The organism is Sphingomonas astragali (genome assembly GCF_051400615.1).
Lineage (GTDB): Bacteria > Pseudomonadota > Alphaproteobacteria > Sphingomonadales > Sphingomonadaceae > Sphingomonas.
Map to the genome: position 1 here is coordinate 96203 of NZ_JBLFFH010000002.1, position 20048 is coordinate 116250.

At 68.3% G+C, this 20048-nt stretch carries 13 protein-coding genes; all 13 read right to left on the minus strand.

The genetic code is table 11. The annotated features are described in order from the left end of the window. Complete coding sequence (locus ACMGER_RS08760; protein WP_436811772.1) at positions 1-2784, minus strand: hypothetical protein; 2784 nt, start codon at positions 2782-2784, stop codon at positions 1-3. Further along, entirely contained in the window at positions 2781-8072 is a 5292-nt protein-coding gene (locus ACMGER_RS08765; RefSeq protein ID WP_436811773.1) for a tRNA wybutosine-synthesizing protein 4 beta-propeller domain-containing protein, read from the minus strand. The genes ACMGER_RS08760 and ACMGER_RS08765 overlap by 4 nt, the downstream gene beginning before the upstream one ends. Further along, positions 8069-10399, minus strand: a complete 2331-nt coding sequence (locus tag ACMGER_RS08770; protein WP_436811774.1) for a baseplate J/gp47 family protein — start codon at positions 10397-10399, stop codon at positions 8069-8071. Before ACMGER_RS08770 ends, ACMGER_RS08765 begins: the two co-directional genes overlap by 4 nt. Beyond that, positions 10396-10821: a GPW/gp25 family protein gene (locus ACMGER_RS08775; protein WP_436811775.1), complete on the minus strand. Its 426-nt coding sequence runs from the start codon at positions 10819-10821 to the stop codon at positions 10396-10398. Before ACMGER_RS08775 ends, ACMGER_RS08770 begins: the two co-directional genes overlap by 4 nt. A gap of 88 nt (positions 10822-10909) precedes the next feature. Next, positions 10910-11503 (minus strand): phage baseplate assembly protein V, encoded by a 594-nt coding sequence (locus ACMGER_RS08780; protein WP_436811776.1) that lies wholly within the window; start codon positions 11501-11503, stop codon positions 10910-10912. 25 nt (positions 11504-11528) lie between these two features. Continuing rightward, positions 11529-12683: a hypothetical protein gene (locus ACMGER_RS08785; RefSeq protein ID WP_436811777.1), complete on the minus strand. Its 1155-nt coding sequence runs from the start codon at positions 12681-12683 to the stop codon at positions 11529-11531. After that, positions 12680-13138 (minus strand): LysM peptidoglycan-binding domain-containing protein, encoded by a 459-nt coding sequence (locus ACMGER_RS08790; RefSeq protein ID WP_436811778.1) that lies wholly within the window; start codon positions 13136-13138, stop codon positions 12680-12682. The genes ACMGER_RS08785 and ACMGER_RS08790 overlap by 4 nt, the downstream gene beginning before the upstream one ends. Further along, positions 13135-13788: a hypothetical protein gene (locus tag ACMGER_RS08795; RefSeq protein WP_436811779.1), complete on the minus strand. Its 654-nt coding sequence runs from the start codon at positions 13786-13788 to the stop codon at positions 13135-13137. Before ACMGER_RS08795 ends, ACMGER_RS08790 begins: the two co-directional genes overlap by 4 nt. Positions 13789-13963: 175 nt before the next feature. Then, positions 13964-15925, minus strand: a complete 1962-nt coding sequence (locus ACMGER_RS08800) for an ATP-binding protein (RefSeq protein WP_436811780.1) — start codon at positions 15923-15925, stop codon at positions 13964-13966. Between the two features lie 3 nt (positions 15926-15928). Beyond that, positions 15929-17149, minus strand: a complete 1221-nt coding sequence (locus ACMGER_RS08805; RefSeq protein ID WP_436811781.1) for a Pvc16 family protein — start codon at positions 17147-17149, stop codon at positions 15929-15931. Then, the gene (locus tag ACMGER_RS08810; RefSeq protein ID WP_436811782.1) at positions 17146-17301 is read right to left on the minus strand and encodes a hypothetical protein; all 156 of its coding nucleotides are present in this window, start codon (positions 17299-17301) and stop codon (positions 17146-17148) included. The genes ACMGER_RS08805 and ACMGER_RS08810 overlap by 4 nt, the downstream gene beginning before the upstream one ends. Positions 17302-18791: 1490 nt before the next feature. Further along, positions 18792-19517: a hypothetical protein gene (locus tag ACMGER_RS08815; RefSeq protein ID WP_436811783.1), complete on the minus strand. Its 726-nt coding sequence runs from the start codon at positions 19515-19517 to the stop codon at positions 18792-18794. An 8-nt stretch (positions 19518-19525) separates the two neighbouring features. Beyond that, the gene (locus ACMGER_RS08820) at positions 19526-20038 is read right to left on the minus strand and encodes a phage tail protein (protein ID WP_436811784.1); all 513 of its coding nucleotides are present in this window, start codon (positions 20036-20038) and stop codon (positions 19526-19528) included. Between the last annotated feature and the right edge of the window lie 10 nt (positions 20039-20048).

Here is a 20048-nt window from a genome sequence, read left to right on the forward strand (position 1 = left end):
TCAGCTTTCGTAGCGTTGGTCGAGCCGCACGCCGAGCAGCAGCCCGGATTTGATCGCTGCCTCGAACTGGCGGAACCGCGCGGTGGGGACCGCGAGATTATAGGCGCCGAGCACGTCGCGGTTGCCAGCGCCGGCGAGGATAGTCGGGGGATTGTCTTCGGACAGCCGCGCGAAATCGGGGAGCGGATAGGCGTTCGGCTCCATGAAGCGTGGCGGCTCGCGCACCGGCTCCCATGATTGGCCCGCGGTACGCAACGGACAGGTCGCGGCGCAGGCGGGGTCAGCGCAGGTCGCGCAATCGCGCACAGGAGCGTCGGCGGGAGCCTCGCAACCGCAGGAGCCGCCGCCCGGCGCCAGCGTGATCTGGCGCAGCAGACAATTCGACAGCCGCATTGCACGGACTTTACCGCAGCCGCCGCACCGGCTCACCGCGGCCGCCATCCCGGACGAGGCGCCGTCGGTCACGGCCGGGGGATATTGCAGCTCGGACACGTAGCAATCGGTGAAACGCGCATCGCCGGAGCAGGCGAGCACGCCGTCGAAGAGCGAATCCGTCGCGTAGATCTCCCCGGCAACCTCGCCGCCGCCGATGAGGGTCAGCCGGGTGAATGTCGCCGTCACCGTGCTGGGGAGTGTCAATACCTTCAACCTCGACTCCGGCACCGGAAAATTGCTCACCACGCTGCTGTCGATCGTGATGCTGCCGGTGACGAGGCTGAGGTCGATCGGGCCGAGCAGGCAGCGTTCCAGGTCGATTGTCGTGGTTCCCGGCAAAGCCGACGACTGATCCGACTGCGGCGGTACCGTGGCGATCGCGAGCGGCGCCGATCCGGGATAGAGCGTGGTGTCGAGCAAGGTGAGGGCGAGGTTGCCGCCGAGCAGGCCGATCGCCGCCTCGAGCGTCACGCCGCTCATGGCGATCGTGCCGAACCGGGCTGGAGCTGGCGGCCCGAGCAGCGTGAGCGCGCCCGGGCTGCCGGTCACGATGCAGGGCTGGCTTCCCGCCGCGCCGGCGATCCAGAGCGTCTGGCCGGCCGCCGGTGCGAGCTGCTGGCTGATGACGACGCGTGTCGCGCTCGTCTGCAGCGTGAGCAGGGTGCAAGCAGCCTTGGACTGCGCCCAGGTGCCGAGCTGCTGCTGGAGCCAGGCGGGATCGCCGCCATCCTCAAGCACGACCGCGGTCGCAGGCACGGCCAACGGTGACCGCAGCCCAACGCCGCCGATCGCTCCCGGCAGCGCCATGCCGTGGTCGACGCTGAACGCGTCCGGCTTCGTCCACGCGGTCGGCCAGCTGAACAGCCCGAGTTCGGGATCGATCGCGACCGCGGGCACCAGCCCGAGCGCCGACGCCGGCGCTGTCGCCGGCACCGGCTTCTGCGGCGCGCTGGAAGGCGGAACGACAACCACCTGATCCCCGCCATCGCACACGAAACAGTCTGATAGCGCCGCGGCGAAGGCCCGTACGACCGCCGCAACGGTCGGCGACTTCAGGGTGAACGGCAGCGGAACCTTGAGTACCTGTCCGGCGGGTGCGGTGAAGGACATCACGCTGGCCGGCGGCGCCCCGGTGAGGAGGGCGATCAGCTCCGGCGTCAGCGGCAGGGTCGCGGCGGCGATCCCTATGCCCGCCGATCCGGCGAGCTGCAGTGGATTTGGGCCGCCCGGATCGGTCGGGCCGATCGACAGTGGTTCCGAGGGGCACATGCGCGGCACGATCACCAGCGCGTTGCCGACCGCGCCGGCCTTGAGTGCCTTGACCGCGGCCTTGGTGACCTGCTTGCCGGGCGTGATCGTCGCGGCCGCGATCGCGTTCTGCAGAAGCGTCGCCAGGCCGGGCATGGTCGGTGTCGCAGGCACATCGACCGAGAGCGTGGCGGTCGCGTCGCCGAACGTTATCGTGAGGTCGGTGGTGCACGCGACGACCGACGCGAGATCGATCGCCCCGCCCTCGAGCACAGGATAGTCCGGCGGGACCGGTGGAGAGCCGGCGAGCGACATGGCACGCAGCGATCCGGGTTGCAGCGCCGTCCAGTTCCCCGAACCCTTCCTGGTGCGGATCACCAGCCCGCGCGCGGGACCATAGAGCAGCGAGCTGGCCGGCCCATCGCTCGGATCTGGCCAGATCGCGCCGTAGCGCGTGAGATCGGCCGCCAGCATCGCCGTGGTGAGGGGCACGGGAAGTGCCGTCACCGGCGGCGCCGCGACCCAGTCGAGCGGGGTGTTGGGAAGGTTGAACAGGGGCTGGTCCAGGCCCAGCGGGTTGAAATGATAATAGTTGGACGTGGCAGCGGGGGCGGGTGTGGCGCCGATTACGGCGAATACGGGTAGGCGCCAGATGCGCAGCAGTCCGACACTCGCGGCATCGGGATCGGTGGCGGCATCGGCGAGCGGCCAGGCCGGCCATGGCGTGCTCGCGCCGGGCGAGTAGAGCGAGAACCAGCCCGCGTTGTCGCGCGCGAGCTTGGGCAAGGCCGCCGCGATCCCCTTGCGGCGCCGAAAGGCGAGCGTGTCGGCGACCAGCGCACGATGCTCGGAGCGGACGGGCTTGGCGATCTCCAGCCCGAGCAGCCCGCCGATCAGCGGGACATATTCGAGAGGACAGGTCTCGATGAACCAGTCCTGCTCGAGCTCGGAGATTCCGTCCGCGAGCTCGGTGCGGACCTGGTCGAACACCTTCATCAGCGCCAGCAGCGGATAGCCCTGCGCGATGTCCTGCTGACGGAAAGCCACAGGAAGCAGCGCGTAAAGCGCGTTCTCGATCGGGCCGTCGCTCGATGCGGTCATGATGCGGGCTCCCCGGAAGCGGGCGCGGGTGGCGGGGAGACTCGAGCCGGTGTCTGCGGCGGGGAATCGAGGGTGAACGCGACCGCGTCCGCGTCGGTGCTGAGGCAGAGGATCTGCGCGCCGGTCGCCGGATCGAGCCTGGCCTCCTTCGGATAGAGTGCCGGCTGCGAGATCCGCGCAGCCGCGATCACGCCGACGGCCTCGCCCGTCGGCAGCGGGACGGCAGTCTCGGTGGGAGCCCAGAGATCGGTCACGGTGACGGTCTCGACCTCGAGAACGTTCTCCTTGATCACCCGGCAGATCTCGTCCGCGCGTACTGCCTCGCCAAAGCCCATCACCGTGATGTCATAGGTCGATTGCAGCACCGCGGCGATCGCGCTCTCGACTTGCTGGAGGTCGGGCGAGCCCGTGACGGTGAAATTGCCCTTCACCTTGAACGGCAGCGGATCATAGGGAAGCAGCCGGTGCTGCAGCGCCGTGCCGCTCGCCAGCGCGAGATCGAACGCCCGTTGCAGGGAAACGAAGGTCGGCGACGCCATGTCGGGTACGGCATTGTCGATTCCCGCGAGCGTGATCAGGCTGACCTGTTCGCTCTTCGCACGCGCGGTCGAGAGCGTCGCGGCGCTGACCTCCGGGCGGTTGAGGACGAAGGTCCGCATGTCGTCCTGGGCCACGATCCGGCCGAGGTCGGCGACGCCGATCGGGATCTGGCCGCGCAGGCTGCTGCGCGGGGGGGCACCGATCCCACCGGTCGCGGCAACCGGGTTGAGCGCGCCCTTGATCCCCGCGACGTTGTTCGGCGGGCGCGTCAGGCTGCCGGCCGGGACGTTGCCGCTGGTGCCGGCGCCGACGCGATAGGTGGCGGTGATGTTGTTCTGCCCCGTCGGCGGTCGAAGGCCGTGGTCGCCGTCGCCGAACTGGATCTGGGCGCGGCCCTGGGCATCCTGGATCAGCTGAAAGGCGCGGTCGTTGGGGCCGCAGTCGCCAAGCGCCTCCACATATCGCCAGGCAGTGCCGTTGACCATCACGGTGAGCTGCGGCGCGATCGTGCCGTCGGCCTGCTCGAGCCAGGTCAGCGGGGCCTGCTTGAGGATGAACTGAAGGAACGGCCTTTGCCCGTCGCCGCTGCCGAGCACCTCATTGACCGTGGTCCCCTGCGTCACTTCGGCGACGTTGCCGTACACGGAGGTGGTGGTGCGATCGTAGAGGTAGCGGAGCGGCTGATCGAGCGTCAGCACGGTCGTGTTGGTTTCGGCGACCTGCTTCACCGATTTGACCGTGATCGCCTCGCTCTGCACCGGCCGGTTGAACAGCTGCAGCTGCTGCGCAGTGACGTTCCCGATCGTGCTGCCGTTGCCCGAGAGGAAGGAGAGCGTCGACGGCGGATCCCCGAGCGGATCGGCTTCGATCGAGAGCTCCCCCGTGTCGGGCACGTCGACGCGCCACCAATTGCTCGTGTCCGGTGGGACCGGTGCCAGCACCATGACGATCGTTCCGGGCTCGAGCTTGGGCGTGCCGCCGATGCCTGTGACATTGCCGAGCGTCTTGGCGAGCGGCGGATTGCCGGCGATCAGCAGAGTATGGCCGACCGCGATCTCGTCGATCAGCCCGGTCAGGACGAGCTTCGCGCCGGTGAGCGGCTGATCGTCGATCGGCGGCGCGAGATGGAGCTGACGGCTCTGCGTATAGACCATCGCCTGGCGGCGCGCGTCCGATGCTGGCGAAGGTGGTGCATCGACGTAGAGGATTGCCGAACAGCTGCTCATGCCGTTCGAATCTATCTGGCCGCCGAACGCGTAGACGCCGCGCCCGGCGATGGGAATCGGCGTCACGGTCTCGGTCAACGACACGAAGATCGGATAGTTGGGCGAAGGCAGCTGGAACGGCAGCGGATAGGCGGTCTCACCGCCGGTGCCGTTCGCCGGGACCAGCTCGTAGCTCGGCGCAGCAGCCCCGCCGATCAGCAGCAGTCCCTCGGGCACCAGGATCGCGCCCTGCGACCGTCGTGGTTCGGTGATCGGCTGGGCGGGGGCGAAGGTGTAGCTGCCGGGGTTGAACAGCTCGGTGGTGGCGGTCGCCTGCATGTCGGACGTCACCACGCCGCCGACGACGAGCACCTCGCCCGAGCTCAGCAATGTCGCGCTGTGCATTGCGCGCGCCGTGGACAAGGGAGCGATCACCGCGAAGGCCTGCGCGGCGACGCTGAACACCGCGGCCTGGGTCGAAGGGAAAACCGTCACCGTGGTGAAGTCGCGCTCGGTATAGAAATCGGTGATGCCGCCGGCGATCAGCACGTCGCCGTTGGCGAGCAGGGTCGCGCTGTGGAAGGCGAAGGCGTCGGGCAGGGTCGTCGCGATCGCCGTGAAGGCCTGCTGGGCGACGCTGAACGTCTCGGCGCTGTTGAGCGCCGGTACCCAGGTGGCGAGCACGCCGGGCGGCTCGTAGGTGACGGCGGGATAGGAATAGCCGCCGGCCAGCAACACGGTCCCGTCGGCGAGCACCGTCGCGCTATGGCCGCAGCGCGGCACGGTCATCCTATTGTGGACCGGCCGGAACGTGCGGCTCTTGGGATCATAGATTTCGGCGGTGTCGAGCGTGGCGTAGCCGTCGTCGGTCACGCCCATGCCGCCCGCGACGAGAACGGTGCCGTTGGCAAGGAGCGACAGCGTTGCGCCCAGGCGCGCCGTTCCGGGCGAGCCGGTGATCGTCGAGAGATTGGTGACGGGATCGAAGGTCCAGGCGAACCCGTTCATGCTCTTGGGCGAGAAGGGGAAGGGGGCGGGCGTGGTCGAGCCGAGAATCAGGATCGTTCCGTCGGGAAGCGCAATCGAGCCGACCGGCGCGAGCGTATAGGGCGTGGTGAGGATCGGCCCCGGGAAGGTCACGAAGGTGCCGACATCGGCATCATAGGCGACCACCGCATTGAGGTAGCCGCCCGGGATCGATTCCAGCCCGCCCGCCACCAGCAGTTCGTCGCCGGGTAGCGCGAGGAAGGCGGCATAGGCCTGCGCCTGCGGCAGCGCGGCACCGGCCAGGCTCGGGCCGAGCACATCGGTGCCGTCGAACGGAATGCTCGTGCCCGCGCTCACCGAAAATATCTCGACCGACGCAAGCACCATACTGTTCGACATGCCGCCCGCGACCACGACCTTACCGCCCTGGAGCAGCGCGGCCGCCTGGTTCGAGCGCGCGGTGAGCAGCGGCGGCGCGGGGACGAACACCGGCACACCGGCGAAGTCACCCGAGTCCCCATCGGCATATTGGGCGAAGGCGCCGACCAGCCAGTTATCGCCGGCCGGTCCGGACGACGACTGGCCGCCGCTGACGAGGAAGCCGTTGTTGCCGGGAAGCGAGGTGGCGACATGGTCGTAGCGCGCGCTGCCGTCTGTGCCGCCGGTGGCGGGCTTGATCGTGTAGAGGCCGGGAACCGGCTTCCAGGAGCCGGGATCGGTGACTTCGGCATCGTTCCAGATCGTGCCCGTCGCGCTGCTGGCAAAACCGGGAGGCATCGCCCCGCCGTCGTGCCCACCCAGGAACACGACGATCTGCCCGACCGGCGGAACGCTCGCCGATCCGCCGTCGGCGGCGGTCTTCACCACCGGGCAGAGGGTCGCGCTGTGTCCGGCGCGCGCGCGCTGCATCTTCGCTTCCCATGCCCAGGCATTCTGCTGCGGCGCGAACACCGCGACCGAATCCGTGGCGGTGGAGTTTCCGAGCAGTGCCTGGAGCGTCGGATAGGTCGCGCCCGCATCGCCGGTGAGCCCGCCGCTCAGCATCAGCGTGCCGTCGGGCAGGGCGGTGGCGGCGTGGCCGACGCGCGGAATCGCGAGCGTGACGCCAGACACCGCCGAGAAGGTCAGCGTCGCCGGATCGAGCTGGAGGATGTCGGTGGCGAACGTCCAATCGCCGCTGGCCCCGCCGGTGACCCCGCCGACAATGTAGACAACGCCATTGATCGTCGTCGCGGTGTGCAGCCCGCGTTTGGACGGCAGCGTCGCGACCTGGCTCACCAGCCCGGTGCTGGGATCGAATATCTCGACGCTGTCGAGCGCTCCCGCTTCGCCGATCCCGCCCACGAGCAGCACGCGCCCGTCGCCGAGCAGGCTGGCGGTGACGCCGCTGCGCGCGGGGATCAGCGCGACGCCGGAAGGCAGCACCGCAGGCTCCGGCTCAAGCGTGACTTGCGTGACCTGTCCGGTAAGCCCGAACTCGGAGATGTTCTGACGCGAGACCGAGGCGATCACGCCGAGCGTGTTGTCCTCGGGCGTCTCGAGCAGGAATTGGCTGCCCGGCAGCACCTTGGAATAGACCGCCTGGAGATCGAGGTCGTCGAGGTCGATGCCGAACCCCGGCCATTCGGTGAATTCCGCCGGCGACATGCCGGTGGGCGTATTCGCGCGCTGCACCGCCGCCGATTGCGACGACCAGGATGGCGCATTGTAGCCGAACAGACGGCAGGTGAGGTCGAGCGCGTAGAGTTCGAGCCCGTCCTTGGCATCGTGCGGCAGCGGTTCGGTAGCGCCGCTGGCGGTCCACTGCGCTTGCAGGCTCGAACCGATGCCGACCGTCGTGGTCGAGAGCACATGGTTCTCGCTCACCGAGAACACCGTCAGGCGCACCCATTGGGTCGGGCTGCCGCGACGCACGAGCAACAGGAAGTCACCCACGGCGAGCCCCAGCCCCGTTCCCGCGATCAACAGGCTGTCGGTGTCGGGATCGAGATAGATCGGCCTGGTCTGGAGCGGCGTGAGCTGGTTGAGCGCGGGATCGACGACGACCTCGGCCGCGGTCTCGAAGATCGGGGACATGGCGGTCGAGGCGGCGTCGCTCGCACCCGCCGCGGCAGCGGTGTTGCTGCCCGAGCCACCACCGCTCGGCTTGGGCGGATTGGCCTGGATCGCGGCACCCGCCGGAACCGTCACCGGCGCTCCCGGCTGAGCGAACAGCGCGACCTCGGCGGTCGCGCCGATATAGGCGCCGGGTGTCTCCCCGATGCTGCGCCCGAGCAGAGCGAGGCTCGAATAATCGATCGCGGTGCCGAGATAACCCTCGTTGAGCACCCGATCCTGGTAGAAGGAGACGATATCGGCGAGCGCGGCGAAGGCATCGACCATCGCCAGCGTCGGATCGGTCGGCACGTTCCGGTCGAGTCGTGCGAGCGGGCGGGTGAGCGCCCCGCCGCCGGTGTCGATCACCACCCGCGGGATCAGCGCCAGCATCTCGGCCTTGAAGGTCGCATAGTCGCCGAGCTTCGCGGAGATCTGCGCGTCGTTGGCGTCGTCGGTCATGATCCGGCCGCCACGTAGAGACGGACGCTGCCGAGCGCCGGCCGGAAATTGTCATTGCCGACGCGTGCGCGCTGATGCGCCTCGATCGCGATATGACCGCGCGCGATGTTGGCGATCGTGTCGTCGCTGCCGACCGTCCCGAATGCGATCCGCGGATCGCTTCGCGGATCGGAAACCACGAAGGATACCGAGGGATCGGCGCGGATCGCGCGCATCAACTCGTCGAGCCGCACCTGACGGCCGAGCGGCCAGTTGATCGGGTGGAAGAAGGCGGGCGAGCCGTCGGGGAGCATCCCGGTGCCGACGCGCTGCTCCAGCCGTTTGCGTGCGGCCGTGATGTTGGTGCCGGGAACGCAATAGGCGACGAGCGCGATCTCCAGCCCGACATCGGCGCCTTCGGTGATCGTCGGCGGCGCGCCGAGCACCGCGTGATCCATCAGCCGCGCGCGTGCGACCTCGAAGGCGACGCCGTCGGGTACGGTCGTTCGCGTGGCCAGCCCGACGCGGCAGGGCGCCTGACCGTCCGGACCGAGAACCGCGTTGACCTCAGTGACTAGCGGGTCGGCGTCGGCGAGACGTGTCCAGTCGGCGGCTTCGATGCCGCGAAGATTGGTGCGGAAGCCGCTGGCGGCGAACAGCCGGATCGCCTCCGTATCCTCGGCGGCGAACGGTGAGGCGGGAAGAGGATTGGTCACCCAGGTGATCAGCGGCGCGGGCCCTACGACCTGCAGCAGCGAGTTGGCGCGCACCCGCCCGCTTTGCCCGCCGCCGCTCCGCGCGGTCGCAGTGAAGACGGTGTCCGGCGGCGGGGCGCAGCCGAGCGTTCCCTCGCCGAAGCGCAGATGGAGCTGGCGCGGCTCGCTGCCGGACCCATCCTCGATCGACGCGGCGAACGCGCGCTCGGTCGAGGAGGCCGAGAGCAGGTCCTGGCGAGCGCTCCAATCGTCGGTGACGCCCGCCATGCCCGGCCGCGCGCCGCTCAATGAGATGCATGGCGCCGCGTTGCGGGGATCGGGACTGAGGCTCGCCTTGGCCGATTCGACCATCAGGCTGGCAACGGCGAGGTCCTGGGTTCCGTCGAGGGCCGCGGCGATGCGCGGCGGTGGCGCAGCGGATACCACGTCGTCGACCTGTACGACCGGCGCATAGGCAACCGCCGCGGTAACGGTGTCCGGCGTGAGCGGCGCGGGCAGGGTCCTGCCGTGATCGGCGAGAACGACGTTGCCATAGAGCGACACCGCACCGTCGACATCGACAGGGGGAACGGTGAGCGGACCGACCAGCGCATCCTCGGGATGCCAGCTGAGCACGGTGGTGAGCACGTCATTCGCGGCCTTGACCTCCTCGACCTTGAGGAGGCGCAGCACCTGTGCGCCGAAGGGTGTGGTCACGCCGGCTGGCGCGATCAACTGGCGGAGTACGACCAGCTGGCCCGGCATCAGGCCGGAGTTGCCGACCTGGAGCGTGAGCGTGATGGAGCCCGCCGGGATCGTGTAGGCGGCGCTCTGCGCCAGCGCCGGCCCGAGATCGTTGAGCTGCTGCGAGACCGGCTGGGCGTGCATCGTCTCGAACACGGTCGTGCTCGCGGCGAGCGCGGGGTCGGCGGGCAGGATCACGTCGACCTCGCCCGGCTGCAGCGTCACCACCTGCAGGCCGGCCGGCAGAGTGCCGTTGCCGTTGACCGCGAAGACCAGCGCGGTGCGCGCATTGCAGCCGTCGTTGACCGCATAGTCGCGCAGCCGTGCATGGCGGCGCAGAGACAGGCGGTGGCGCGCCGTCGTCAGGTAGGATTCGGTGCCCGCCGCGTCCTGGCGGAACGATAGATGGTCGCCGGCATAGGCGAGCACCTCGATGATCGTCGTCATCGGATCGGCGGGATGATCGAGCGCCCAGGCCGAATCGTCCTCGACGATCTGCGACACGCGCGAGCGCATCATCTCGGTCAGCGCAGTATAGTCGCGCGCGAGATAGTCGATTGACGGGGCGCCGGGGGGCGGCTGGTCCCCCGTCGCGTCGGATGAGAGCGAGCGCGGGGAGGAGAGTGCGAACCAGGTCGCGTGCTGGCCGATGGAGAGCAGGTAGGAGGGTGGATCGGCCTCGGGATCGACGCGGAGCAAGGTCGCCTCGACCGCCAGCGCGGCTGTGCCGTCGTCGGAGGGACGCTTCACCTCGCTGACGGGCACCGGCTTGCCGAGGAAGTCGGTGATCGTGACGTCGACGACGGCGTTCATTGCGTTCGTCGCGATATGCTCCGGACACGCCACCACGACGTAAAGCGTGGTGCCGGACTGGTGCGATCGGACGACGGTGACCGGCGTGATGCTCATGCCGCCGCGATTCGCGCGACCGCGCGTCCCGAGCCGCCCGTCGCCGAGGCCGAGCCGCCCAGCAGCGGCAGGGTGATCGATGTCTCGGCGAGCTCACCGGAATGGGTGACGAAATAGGTCAGGTCGACCTCGACCTCCTCGCCTTTCAGCGAAACGGTGAGCGTATGGATGGTGATCGCGTCGCCGAGGAACTGAAGCAGCTTGCTGCGCACCAGCGATTCCGCTGCGCTGGCGAGTCCGTTGTCCATGCCGGCGAAGACCAGGGACTTGAGCCCCGCGCCGAAATTGGGACGGTTCACCCTTTCCCCCGGATCGGTCTCGAGCACGAGCAGGATCAGATTCTGGACATAGGTCGAGAGATCGGTGGTAGCGGTCTGCCCCGAAGCGTCGATCTGGTAGGGAAAGCTCAGATAGCCGGTCATCGATCGATGTCGCATCCCTCTTCAACGGGAGATCCTATCCCGAAACTTGCCAAGCCTTTCTTGCCTGCGCCGCGTCGCACCCGCTTGCTCACAGCACCGTCAGCGATCCCTCGTTGATCGAAACCTCGGGTTCGACGGCATTGACCATTGCCGAACCATGGGCGAGCGTGACGCCGGCGACCTCGAGCGCCAGCGTCGCGGGCTCGGCGGTGATGGTGACGCCGGTTTCCGTCATGCCGATGCGCACGTCGGCGAGCGTGATCGACACGCCGGTGCTCGAGGCGCTGATCGTGATCGGCACCGCCACCGCCGGATCGATCACGCTGAGCGTGAACCCGCCCTCACCGGGAAGATCGTTGAACACGAGCTTGCTCGAGGTGGTCTGTATCATCCGCATCGTCTGCAGCTCGGCTTCGATCGGTCGCTCGCCCTCGCGCCAGAAGCAGCCCGCCCAGATCGGATAGTCGAGGTTGCCGCCCTCGAACTCGACCCACACCGCGGCGCCGACCGGTGGCATCATGTAGAAACCGACCTGGAGACCGGCATAGGGCACGCAGGGCATCGCCCAGGCCGTCAGCACCTCGCCCAGGGCCCGCGGCACCGAGACCTGGAGCCTTCCGAGCATCAGCGGGTCCTCGTTGTCGATCACGATCCCGCGATATTTGCCCCAGAACTGCTTCATCGCTCCTCCTCCGGCCGGCCGGCGATCATGGCAGCACCACCGGCTCGACCGGATCGATGCCGTCGCGGCCCAGCACGAACTGCTGTTTGTATTCGTTGCGCCGAAGCTTGTGGGTCACCTTCTCCACGCTCCACATGCCGTCGAAGCTCGTCCCCGCGCCACGCACCCCGACCAGTCCGCCGCTTCGCAGGATCGATCCGTAGCGTTTGACGTCGAGCTCGCCCTCGGCGCGGGCGACCTGCGTCGAGGAGGTGTTGACCCGCCCCTGCGCGAAACCCATGGCGCGAATCTCGTCGAACCCGTCCGATCCCGTCGGCAGCTTCTGACCGAGCAACGAACTCATCGGAAATGGGCTCTTGAGCGCGAGTGGCGGGAGCAGCGTGGGCTCCAGCGCGGCGATCGGCAACGCCGGCGTTTCCTCGAGCGGCCCGGGGATCAGCCCCATCACCTGGAAGGCCGCACGTCCGTTCTGACTGAAGGTGAGCTGGTCGACGTTCGCGAAGGTGCTGTCGCCGACGGTCAGCGCTGGCGCGGGGATGCCGACACGCTTGGGCGGTCCCCAATAGGCGGTGTTGGTGAACGGCACAGGCCCGGCGCGCATCGTGAAGACGTAACCGTAGCGGTTGGCGAGATCGTAGATGTACTCGAGATCGGTGCCGTACTGGATGGGCGTGCGCTGGAGCACGGTCGGGAAATCCGATTCGCTCGGCGGGATCGTCTCGGGAACGATCGCGAACCGCTCATACTGGGCGATGATCTCGAGGACGATCATCTCGTCGTCCATGTCGGGATAGCCCTTGATCTGCTCCTTGAGGTCCATCGCGACGCTGAGGTCGGCGCCGCTGACGACGATCCGGCTCGCGCCCGGGTTGGTGCCCGGATCGAGCCAGATGTCGGTGACGAGCCCGTCGATCAGCACGGTCGGCAGCGCCGCTTCCATCGCGATGACCAGCACGCGGTTGCCGGCCGAAAGGCGCCCGTCCGAGAGCACCTCGACCTCGGCCCCGGTCCCGTCCGAATCGCGCTGCGCGCCGAAGGTCAGGCGGAACAGGCCCTGGCCATCGGCGACCTCGACCACCTCGGCCTCGATCAGGAGATCGGCGAGCAGGGGGCCGATCGGGGTCGGCACTTCCTGGTTGCCCGCAAGGACCGCGAGCTGGATGCCGACCGGGAAGCTCATGGCTGCTCCCTGGCGTCGTCGGTGTGCGTGGCCGGCGCGGCCGCGGTGCTGCGCCGGGCGGCGACGGGCTCGTCAAAGGGATCGTTCCCTTGCCCTACCGCCGCCGGAACGATGATCTTGCGGCCGGGGATCGCGCAGAGCAGCGCCGGATCGCTCGTGCCGTTGGCTTCGAGCAGCATCCAATAGAGCAGCGGATTGCCGAGCAGCTTGGCGGAGACGTTATCGAGCCGGTCCCCGGCCTGGATCGTGTAGCTCGACTGCTGCTTGACCGTGCTGGGGAGCGGCAGCAGCGTACGGCCGAGGTAGGTCACAGGATCGGACGTGCTGCCGTCATTGCCGGAAACGGATGCGTTGCCGGCCGCGCTGTTGGTCGCCGCGCGGCTCCGCGTACGGACCAGCTTGCCGGGCGCGGCATCCTCGATCGAAAGCGGATAGCGGCTCAGCCCCTTCATCATCCGAGCGCTCCCGAAATGATGCTCGCACCGCTCTGCACCGTGCCGAGTGCCGACATCACCTCGCGTGCCGCCAGATTGGCGAGGTAGAGGTAGAAACCGGTCTGGCTGGGTTCGAAATCCTGATAGGTCAGCACCTTCATGTGGATCGTCACCTCGGCGTCGATCGGGTTGAGCTGGGTGTCGTGCATCGTCTCATTGACGCTGTAGTTGATGATCTGCACCGGCAGCACGCGTTGCGGCCCCCAGACGAATATGGTCAGCGGGGTCTCCGGCGGGACGATCTCGAGCACGCCGAGCGCCATCTCGGTCAGTCCCTGAATGATCGAGCTGGTGCTCGGGAACAGCATCAGCTCGAGCGTGGCGAGCTGCGGATGGATGCCGAACATGATCGCGGTCGCGTCGTTGGCCTGGAGCTGGTCGACCGCGCTGATCCGTGCGGTCATCTGGATCGTCTCGGTCGCGGGGCCGGCGAGCAGATTGGTGCCGGTGGGGGTGTCGCCGATCTTCTCGAAATCGGGTTCGAGCTGACGGGAGAGCTCGGCGGGATTGTACTGCAGCATGATCAATCGCGGCACGGGAATGGTCCCGCCCATGCTGATCAGCGCGGCTTTGAGGACGTTGGGGCTGTTGGGATAGGGGCTGTTGCTCATTCCGACCATCCTCCACGGCGGAGTCGCGCGGCGATGGCATGGGCGATAGCCCGGTTTGCGTGCGCGCGATCGGCGGGATGCAATCTGGCGAGCGCTGCGCGGACCGCAGGGCTCTCGCGCATGGCAGCATGGATGGAGCTGGCATGCGGCGTGGGATTGATCGGCGCTTTGGGCTTCATGTCGGCCATCCCTCGAGTTCGGCAGGCGGCACGCGGCGGCGCTGCTTGCTGTATTCGCTGACCAGCGCGCGCGCGACATGCGACATGCCGATGGCATTGCCCTCGTCGGCCGCGAGCATCGCTGCGTTGACCACGACGACGCGGATCTGTCCGCCCGACAGCGAGAGCTTCGCGAGTCGATCCCAGTCGAGCTCGGCGGTCGGCGCGCGGGCGGGGAAGGCGCGGCGCCAGATCTCGCGCCGCTCCGCGACGGTCGGGAACTCGAAGTGAAGGCTGAAGGCGAAACGGCGCGAGAAGGCGTCGTCGATGGCATTCGGCAGGTTGGTGGTCAGGATCGCGATGCCGCGGAAGGTCTCAATCCGCTGGAGCAGATAACCGACCTCGAGATTGGAATAATGATCGTGACTATCGCGCACCTCGGTTCGACGCCCGAACAGTACGTCGGCTTCGTCGAACAACAGGATCGCGTCGGTCGAATCTGCGGCATCGAACAGCGCGGCGAGGCGCTTCTCGGTCTCGCCGATGTATTTGTCGACGATCCGCGAGAGGTCGACACGGAACAGGCCGAGCTGGAGCGCATGCGCGAGCGCCTCCGCCGCCATCGTCTTGCCGGTGCCGCTTGGCCCCGCGAACAGCACGCTCATCCCCTGCGGACCGCCGCCCGAGCGGCGGAAGCCCCATTCGTCGAGCACGAGGGGGCGGTTGCGCTGGCGCGCGATGATCTGGTCGAGCACCAATCGCGCGGAATCGGGCACCACCAGGTCGTCGAGCGACATGCGCACCTCGAGCGGATCGGCGAGCCCGGCCATCGCCTCCCGCACCTGGTCGCGCAGCAGCGGCAGCATGTGCGGCAGGATCGCGTCGATCGGCGCCGGGGATTGCGCCTCTTCGGCGCGCGTACGTGCGATCGCGGCGCAGCTGTCGAGCGTCGAAATCGGCAGCCGGAATCGCTTGACCGCTTCGCGCAGCGCTGGCGTGGCCGGCAGCCCGAGGCCGGCGGCGACATGATCGGCGACCTCGTCGGGTTCGTTCGGGGGCAACGGCACGCGGATCACGGCATGTGGTGCGCGCTCGGCGACGACCTGGCCTCCTTCGCCGACCAAGATGGCGGGTCCGGCCCCCTCGCCGAGCAGCCGGCCGAGCGCTGTGAGCTGGAACTCCGTGGGCTGCTCCTCGAAGGAGATGAGCAACGCGCCGCCGAGTGCGAGCCGATCGCGTTGCCAGAGGCGAGCGAATCCCTGGCGTTCGGCATCCGCGGTCAGCCGTCCGAGCGGCAGGTGGAAGGGCGCGAAGCCGAGTTCGTTCGCGGTCGCTGCTGCGACGGCAAGCGCGCGCCTCGTGGGTGCCGTGGCGAGATGGATCGCGGCGTCGTCGTGCGCGTTCGCGAGCGTCGCGGTAAGCTGGCTGGCGAGCGCGGCATCGGAAGGGAGCAGCGGCGCGGGCTCGATCCGATGAATCAGCTCGGTCAATTCCTGGTCGAGCACCGGTTGGCCGATCAGGAACGAGAGCACTGCGTCAGGCACGCTCAGATGGAGCTGGAGACGCCCGCCTGGCCGCATCGCCTCGGCGGTGACGAGCTGCCAGTAACGCAGCGGCGCCGATGGCGCGAACACAGCCTGCGATGCGCCGTTGAGACCAGCGAACACCGCAAGCGCGAGCAGCGTCGTCGGATAGGGGATTGCCGGATCACCCTGAGCGAGCGCGCAGAGGTTGGCCACGTCGGGCGAAATCTCCACCCCCGCGGCAAGCGCCACGGTCGCTAGCTCGAACTCGGTCAGCCCGAACCAAACCCCCATCGCATCGAGGGCGGAGCCCTCAATCGGCGAGCCCAGCCCTGCCGGCGCCGGCTCGCGGACGAAAGCGGCGCCGGCGCGCGTGCGCTGCCGTACATGGAGCTCAAGCATCCGCGAGACCGCGTCGACGGCGCTCTGCAATCGTTCGACGTGCGGTGAAGCCATGGCTCAGCTCGCCGCCGGCACGTCGACGACCGGGCCGGTATAGGCCTCGTCCGAGAAATCGAGCAGGGTCGCTACGCCGTTGATCTCGACGCTGACTAGATACTTGCCGGCGACCAGGCCACCGAGCGGTGCGGCGAGGCTCACGGAAGGCGCAGTGCGCGGCAGGCAGGGAAGGCGACGGGACGGCAGCTGCGGCGCGCCGCGCGGGAACAGCAGCACGGCCGCCGCCGCCTCGGGCGCGACCGGCAGTGCCATGGCGACGGCGAGCCGATCATTCGCGACCGTGGGTGGTGCGGCGAACGCAGGGACGATCGCGGACTTCACGATCTGTGATTCGGCGACGATTCCCTTTTTGTCCGGCCGAGTGCGGATCACCTGTATCTCGAGCGGTCCCGCGGTGAGCGGCGCCGGCTGACTCGCGGTGAGCTCGACGAGCAGCACGGCGAAGCCCTCGGCGTCAAAACCGGCCTTGGCACCCGTGGCGGCGACTCCGTTCAATCGAACGACGAGGTCGGGCTGGCCCGGATTGACCAAGCGGATTCCCATGAGCCCGCCGGCCAGCAGTGGCAGGCTGGGATCGACCGCGTTGACGATCGAGGTGATCGCGATCAGCCGCGAAGGCACCGCCTGCAGCCCGATGCGTCGCGCCGGCAGCACCGGCTCCACGGGCAGCGCCATCTCGAGCGTCACCGGCGTCGCGGTGTAGAGTTGCGTCAGCTGGTAGGGGACGTTGACGAACTCGGACCAGAGCCGCGCCATGGCGTCGGGTGGCATATTGAGCGGCGTCACGCAGATTTGCGCGCTCGATGGCTCGGGATCGCCGCCGCCGAGCCAGGGCGTCGACGCGATGGCTGAGCGCAGCGCGTCGCGTCGGATATAGGGCTCGGCATTGAGCCCGCCGACCACCAACCCGAGCAGCCGCTGCGGGTCCAGCTTCGCATCGTCGCCGAAGAAGGTGATCATATAGTCGAGATCGAGCTTCAGCACCGGGGAGGTGAACGGCTTGCCGGCCGGACCGCGCGTCGGCAGGTCGTCGTTCGAGACGAAGCCATTCCGTATGGTGCGGAACAGGTAGAGGTTCACGATCGGATCGCCGCTGCGCAGCGACTCGGCGCTGGGATTGAGCGTGGTCACGCGCGCACCCGGTACTGTATCGCCGATGAGCGCGTGCAGCCGGTCGGCGAGGGCGACGGTCGCGGCGGCGATGGGGAAGCCCGAACTCATCCGTCCGGCCCTCCGCGCGGCTTGCCCTGGAGCGGCGGCGGTTCGGGCCGTGACCGTTGCCGCCTGACGCGCGGCAACTCGATCTGGATGCGGCCGATCTCGATATGGATCTCCTTCGAGACCGGCGGCGGCATCTGCGGCGGTGCGGACACGGCATCCGGGCCGCGTCGGCCTCGCGAGTCGGGGAAACCGCGCGACGACACTGCATCATCCCCGGCCATCGGCCGCAATGCGACCGCGCGAGAGGAGGCTCCATCCCCGGCCATCGGCCGCAATGCGACCGCGCGAGAGGAGGCTCCTTGGCCGGCAGTGCCTTTGGACACAGGTGGAGAATGCGAGGCCGGATTCGGGGGGGCGGATTCAGGATGCTCGGCAATGTATCCGCGACGATCCGAAGCTCGATCGTGCGCCATCGGACGCACCGATGCCAACCGTTCGATTCCGTCTGAAGGCAGTGATTGATTGGCTGAGGAGGACGTGGTGATCCGCCCCGTCTGGGCGGACGCGGGACTTCGATCCGACCGTATCGATGGTGGCGACAGATGCCGGGGCGCGGAGATTTCGCGTTGTTGAACGACGGGGGCAGCGGTATCGCGAACCATCGGCGAAGGTTGTCGCAATACCCCCCGGCCGAGCACGGGCTCGGCCGACCTGCCAGGCTGTCGATCGGTCCCGATTGTCTCGAAGGGCTCCGCCGTATGCCGTGTCTCGGACGATGCTCTACTCTCTTCACGCTCTTCAGCGGCGCGTCGCGTGCGGAGCAAGCGTGTCGCGGGCGAGACGAACTCGGCCTCCAATGCCGATGCATCCGCTACGGCAGCTAGTCGTGCCCGGTCATCGGCCGCTGTGCGATCCTTTGACAAAGGCCGACTCTCATGGGCGGCCTCGGTCTGAAACGGCGCGTTTGCCTGGTCGGCGGAATGAGGGACACGGGCGTGCGGACCATCGGTCACGGTGGCGGTTATCGAAGCTTCCGGACCGAGAGGTCCGCCATGTCGCGTCGTCACAGCGAAGCCGCTTTCCGTGGCCGGCCTGGCGGCCCTGGGTGGAGACGAACTGGCGGACGCGGGCGACGCATCGGTCGACGCCGGGCCGGCGCGCCGCTGTACGACGGGCACTGCGCCTGCCGGTTCGGAGATGGCCCTCGCCGGCGTCGCGGACGCCGGCCGCGTCCGGGTATCGACCGGAGCCGTCGCTTCTGCGTCGGCAATGCTTGGGACGGAGGGACGCGATGCAGATCGGGCGGCTGGCGGCGATCTTTCGATGTTGGCGCCGGCGAGGTTTCGCTGCACCGAACCGCGGAAGGTCTCTCGTCCCGACGGTGCCGCAGGGGGCGCCTCGACCGGCTGCCAGTGCCCCGTCACGGAAACGGAGTCGCCCGGCTTGGGGGCGGACTCACCCTCATGCGACTCCGCGCGCAAAGGCTCTGCATTGAGCTCGTCCGCGCGACCGGCGGCGCGTAATTGGGCGTAACCCGGCTCTGAGAGCCGTGTCTCTGGCACCTCGCGGCGCGCATCGCCTCGCTCATGCGGAGACCAGGCCTCGGCATGGTCGTCGACGGGGGCGAAACGATAGCGGACGCGCCGCGTGAGGCTGATCGGGCTGTCCTGCGCGCGCGCGACCAGACGGGAGAGAATGTCGCTCATGCCCGCAGCCGCTGGAGGTAGGCCCGGCGACGTGCCGGCGCGAGCGCGAGGATCGCCTCCTCGCTCCAATGATAGGCGAGCGCGAGGTCGTGGATGTCGTCCATCAGCGCATCAGCCGCGCCCTCGATCTCGCTCGCGAGGATACGCGCGATATCGATCGGCGCCTCCCATGTCGCCTCGCATTCGAAGCAGGTGAGCGAGACATAGGGATCGCTCGCCGGATCTACCTTCGCGAGCGCCGCGGCCACGGCACCGAGGTCGATCTCGGAAAGTGTCGCGGGCGCACTCTCCCCCTTGGCCGGCATCAGGCAGCGGATCGCGAGCAGCTCGCGCGCAACCTCCACATCGGGAATGTCGGCGACGGCCGCCAGGTCGACACTGTTCGCCGGCCGTACTCCGAAGCGTTGCCCGCCGATCTCGACGATCGACGTCGTGCCGGCAGCGGATTCGATCTGCAGGGCGTCGGTGGTGAAGCTCACGTCCAGTCGCGCTCCGCAGTCGGGGCACGTCGCCGCGAGCTCGAGCCGGCGCCCGAACATCGCTGCATGAAGCCCCGCAAGTACGGAATCGCGCGCACCGATCGCAAGGCGCTCGCACGCGTCGAAGGAAATCTCGGATAGGTTCAGCGCAGCCAAATACACGCCCGCCTCGATCGCAGGCTTATCCCGGCATACCGATACCGCATCGAGCAGTTCGGCGGCGCTCAGTGGGCGCGGAGCCACGGGTACCGTCAATAGCTGGGCGGTGGCGGCACCTTGACGCTCGTGTCGCGTTCCCAGCCCTCGTTCTGCAGGACGAGCGTCTGGATCGCGACGGCGTTCGAGCTGGCGTCAAGCTCCGGAAGCGCGACATATTCGGACGGCCAGCAATTGTAGATGTTGTACGAATAGACCAGCTGTCCCGCAGCGTTGTAGAATTCGAGCGTGATGTTCCGCCTGAAATTGGCGAGCGAGCTCTCGGTCCCGGGGCCGCCGCGGAAGTTCCACACCTGATTGGCCCAGATCTCGAACTCGAGGTCCTGCGTCAGGCCGCGCTCGAGCGTGATCGGATCGAAGGAGGTCTGCCCCGGAAGCACGTGCGACGTGCTCGGATCGCCGCCCTCGCGGAACGGTGTCGTCTGGGTGCTGCGCTTGAGCGGGCTGCACTTGCTGACGGCGGCGACATATTTGCCGTTCCACTTCAGGCGAAACTTGAAGTTGAGATAGGGATCGGGCGGCTGGCTTGATGCGGAAACGCTCGGCATTGCTGGCTAT

Bases quoted from the DNA above. Each gene is read 5' to 3' on its own strand.
- ACMGER_RS08760 (WP_436811772.1), bottom strand. From the start codon at position 2,784: ATGACCGCATCGAGCGACGGCCCGATCGAGAACGCGCTTTACGCGCTG.
- ACMGER_RS08765 (WP_436811773.1), bottom strand. From the start codon at position 8,072: ATGACCGACGACGCCAACGACGCGCAGATCTCCGCGAAGCTCGGCGAC.
- ACMGER_RS08770 (WP_436811774.1), bottom strand. From the start codon at position 10,399: ATGAGCATCACGCCGGTCACCGTCGTCCGATCGCACCAGTCCGGCACC.
- ACMGER_RS08775 (WP_436811775.1), bottom strand. From the start codon at position 10,821: ATGACCGGCTATCTGAGCTTTCCCTACCAGATCGACGCTTCGGGGCAG.
- ACMGER_RS08780 (WP_436811776.1), bottom strand. From the start codon at position 11,503: ATGAAGCAGTTCTGGGGCAAATATCGCGGGATCGTGATCGACAACGAG.
- ACMGER_RS08785 (WP_436811777.1), bottom strand. From the start codon at position 12,683: ATGAGCTTCCCGGTCGGCATCCAGCTCGCGGTCCTTGCGGGCAACCAG.
- ACMGER_RS08790 (WP_436811778.1), bottom strand. From the start codon at position 13,138: ATGATGAAGGGGCTGAGCCGCTATCCGCTTTCGATCGAGGATGCCGCG.
- ACMGER_RS08795 (WP_436811779.1), bottom strand. From the start codon at position 13,788: ATGAGCAACAGCCCCTATCCCAACAGCCCCAACGTCCTCAAAGCCGCG.
- ACMGER_RS08800 (WP_436811780.1), bottom strand. From the start codon at position 15,925: ATGGCTTCACCGCACGTCGAACGATTGCAGAGCGCCGTCGACGCGGTC.
- ACMGER_RS08805 (WP_436811781.1), bottom strand. From the start codon at position 17,149: ATGAGTTCGGGCTTCCCCATCGCCGCCGCGACCGTCGCCCTCGCCGAC.
- ACMGER_RS08820 (WP_436811784.1), bottom strand. From the start codon at position 20,038: ATGCCGAGCGTTTCCGCATCAAGCCAGCCGCCCGATCCCTATCTCAAC.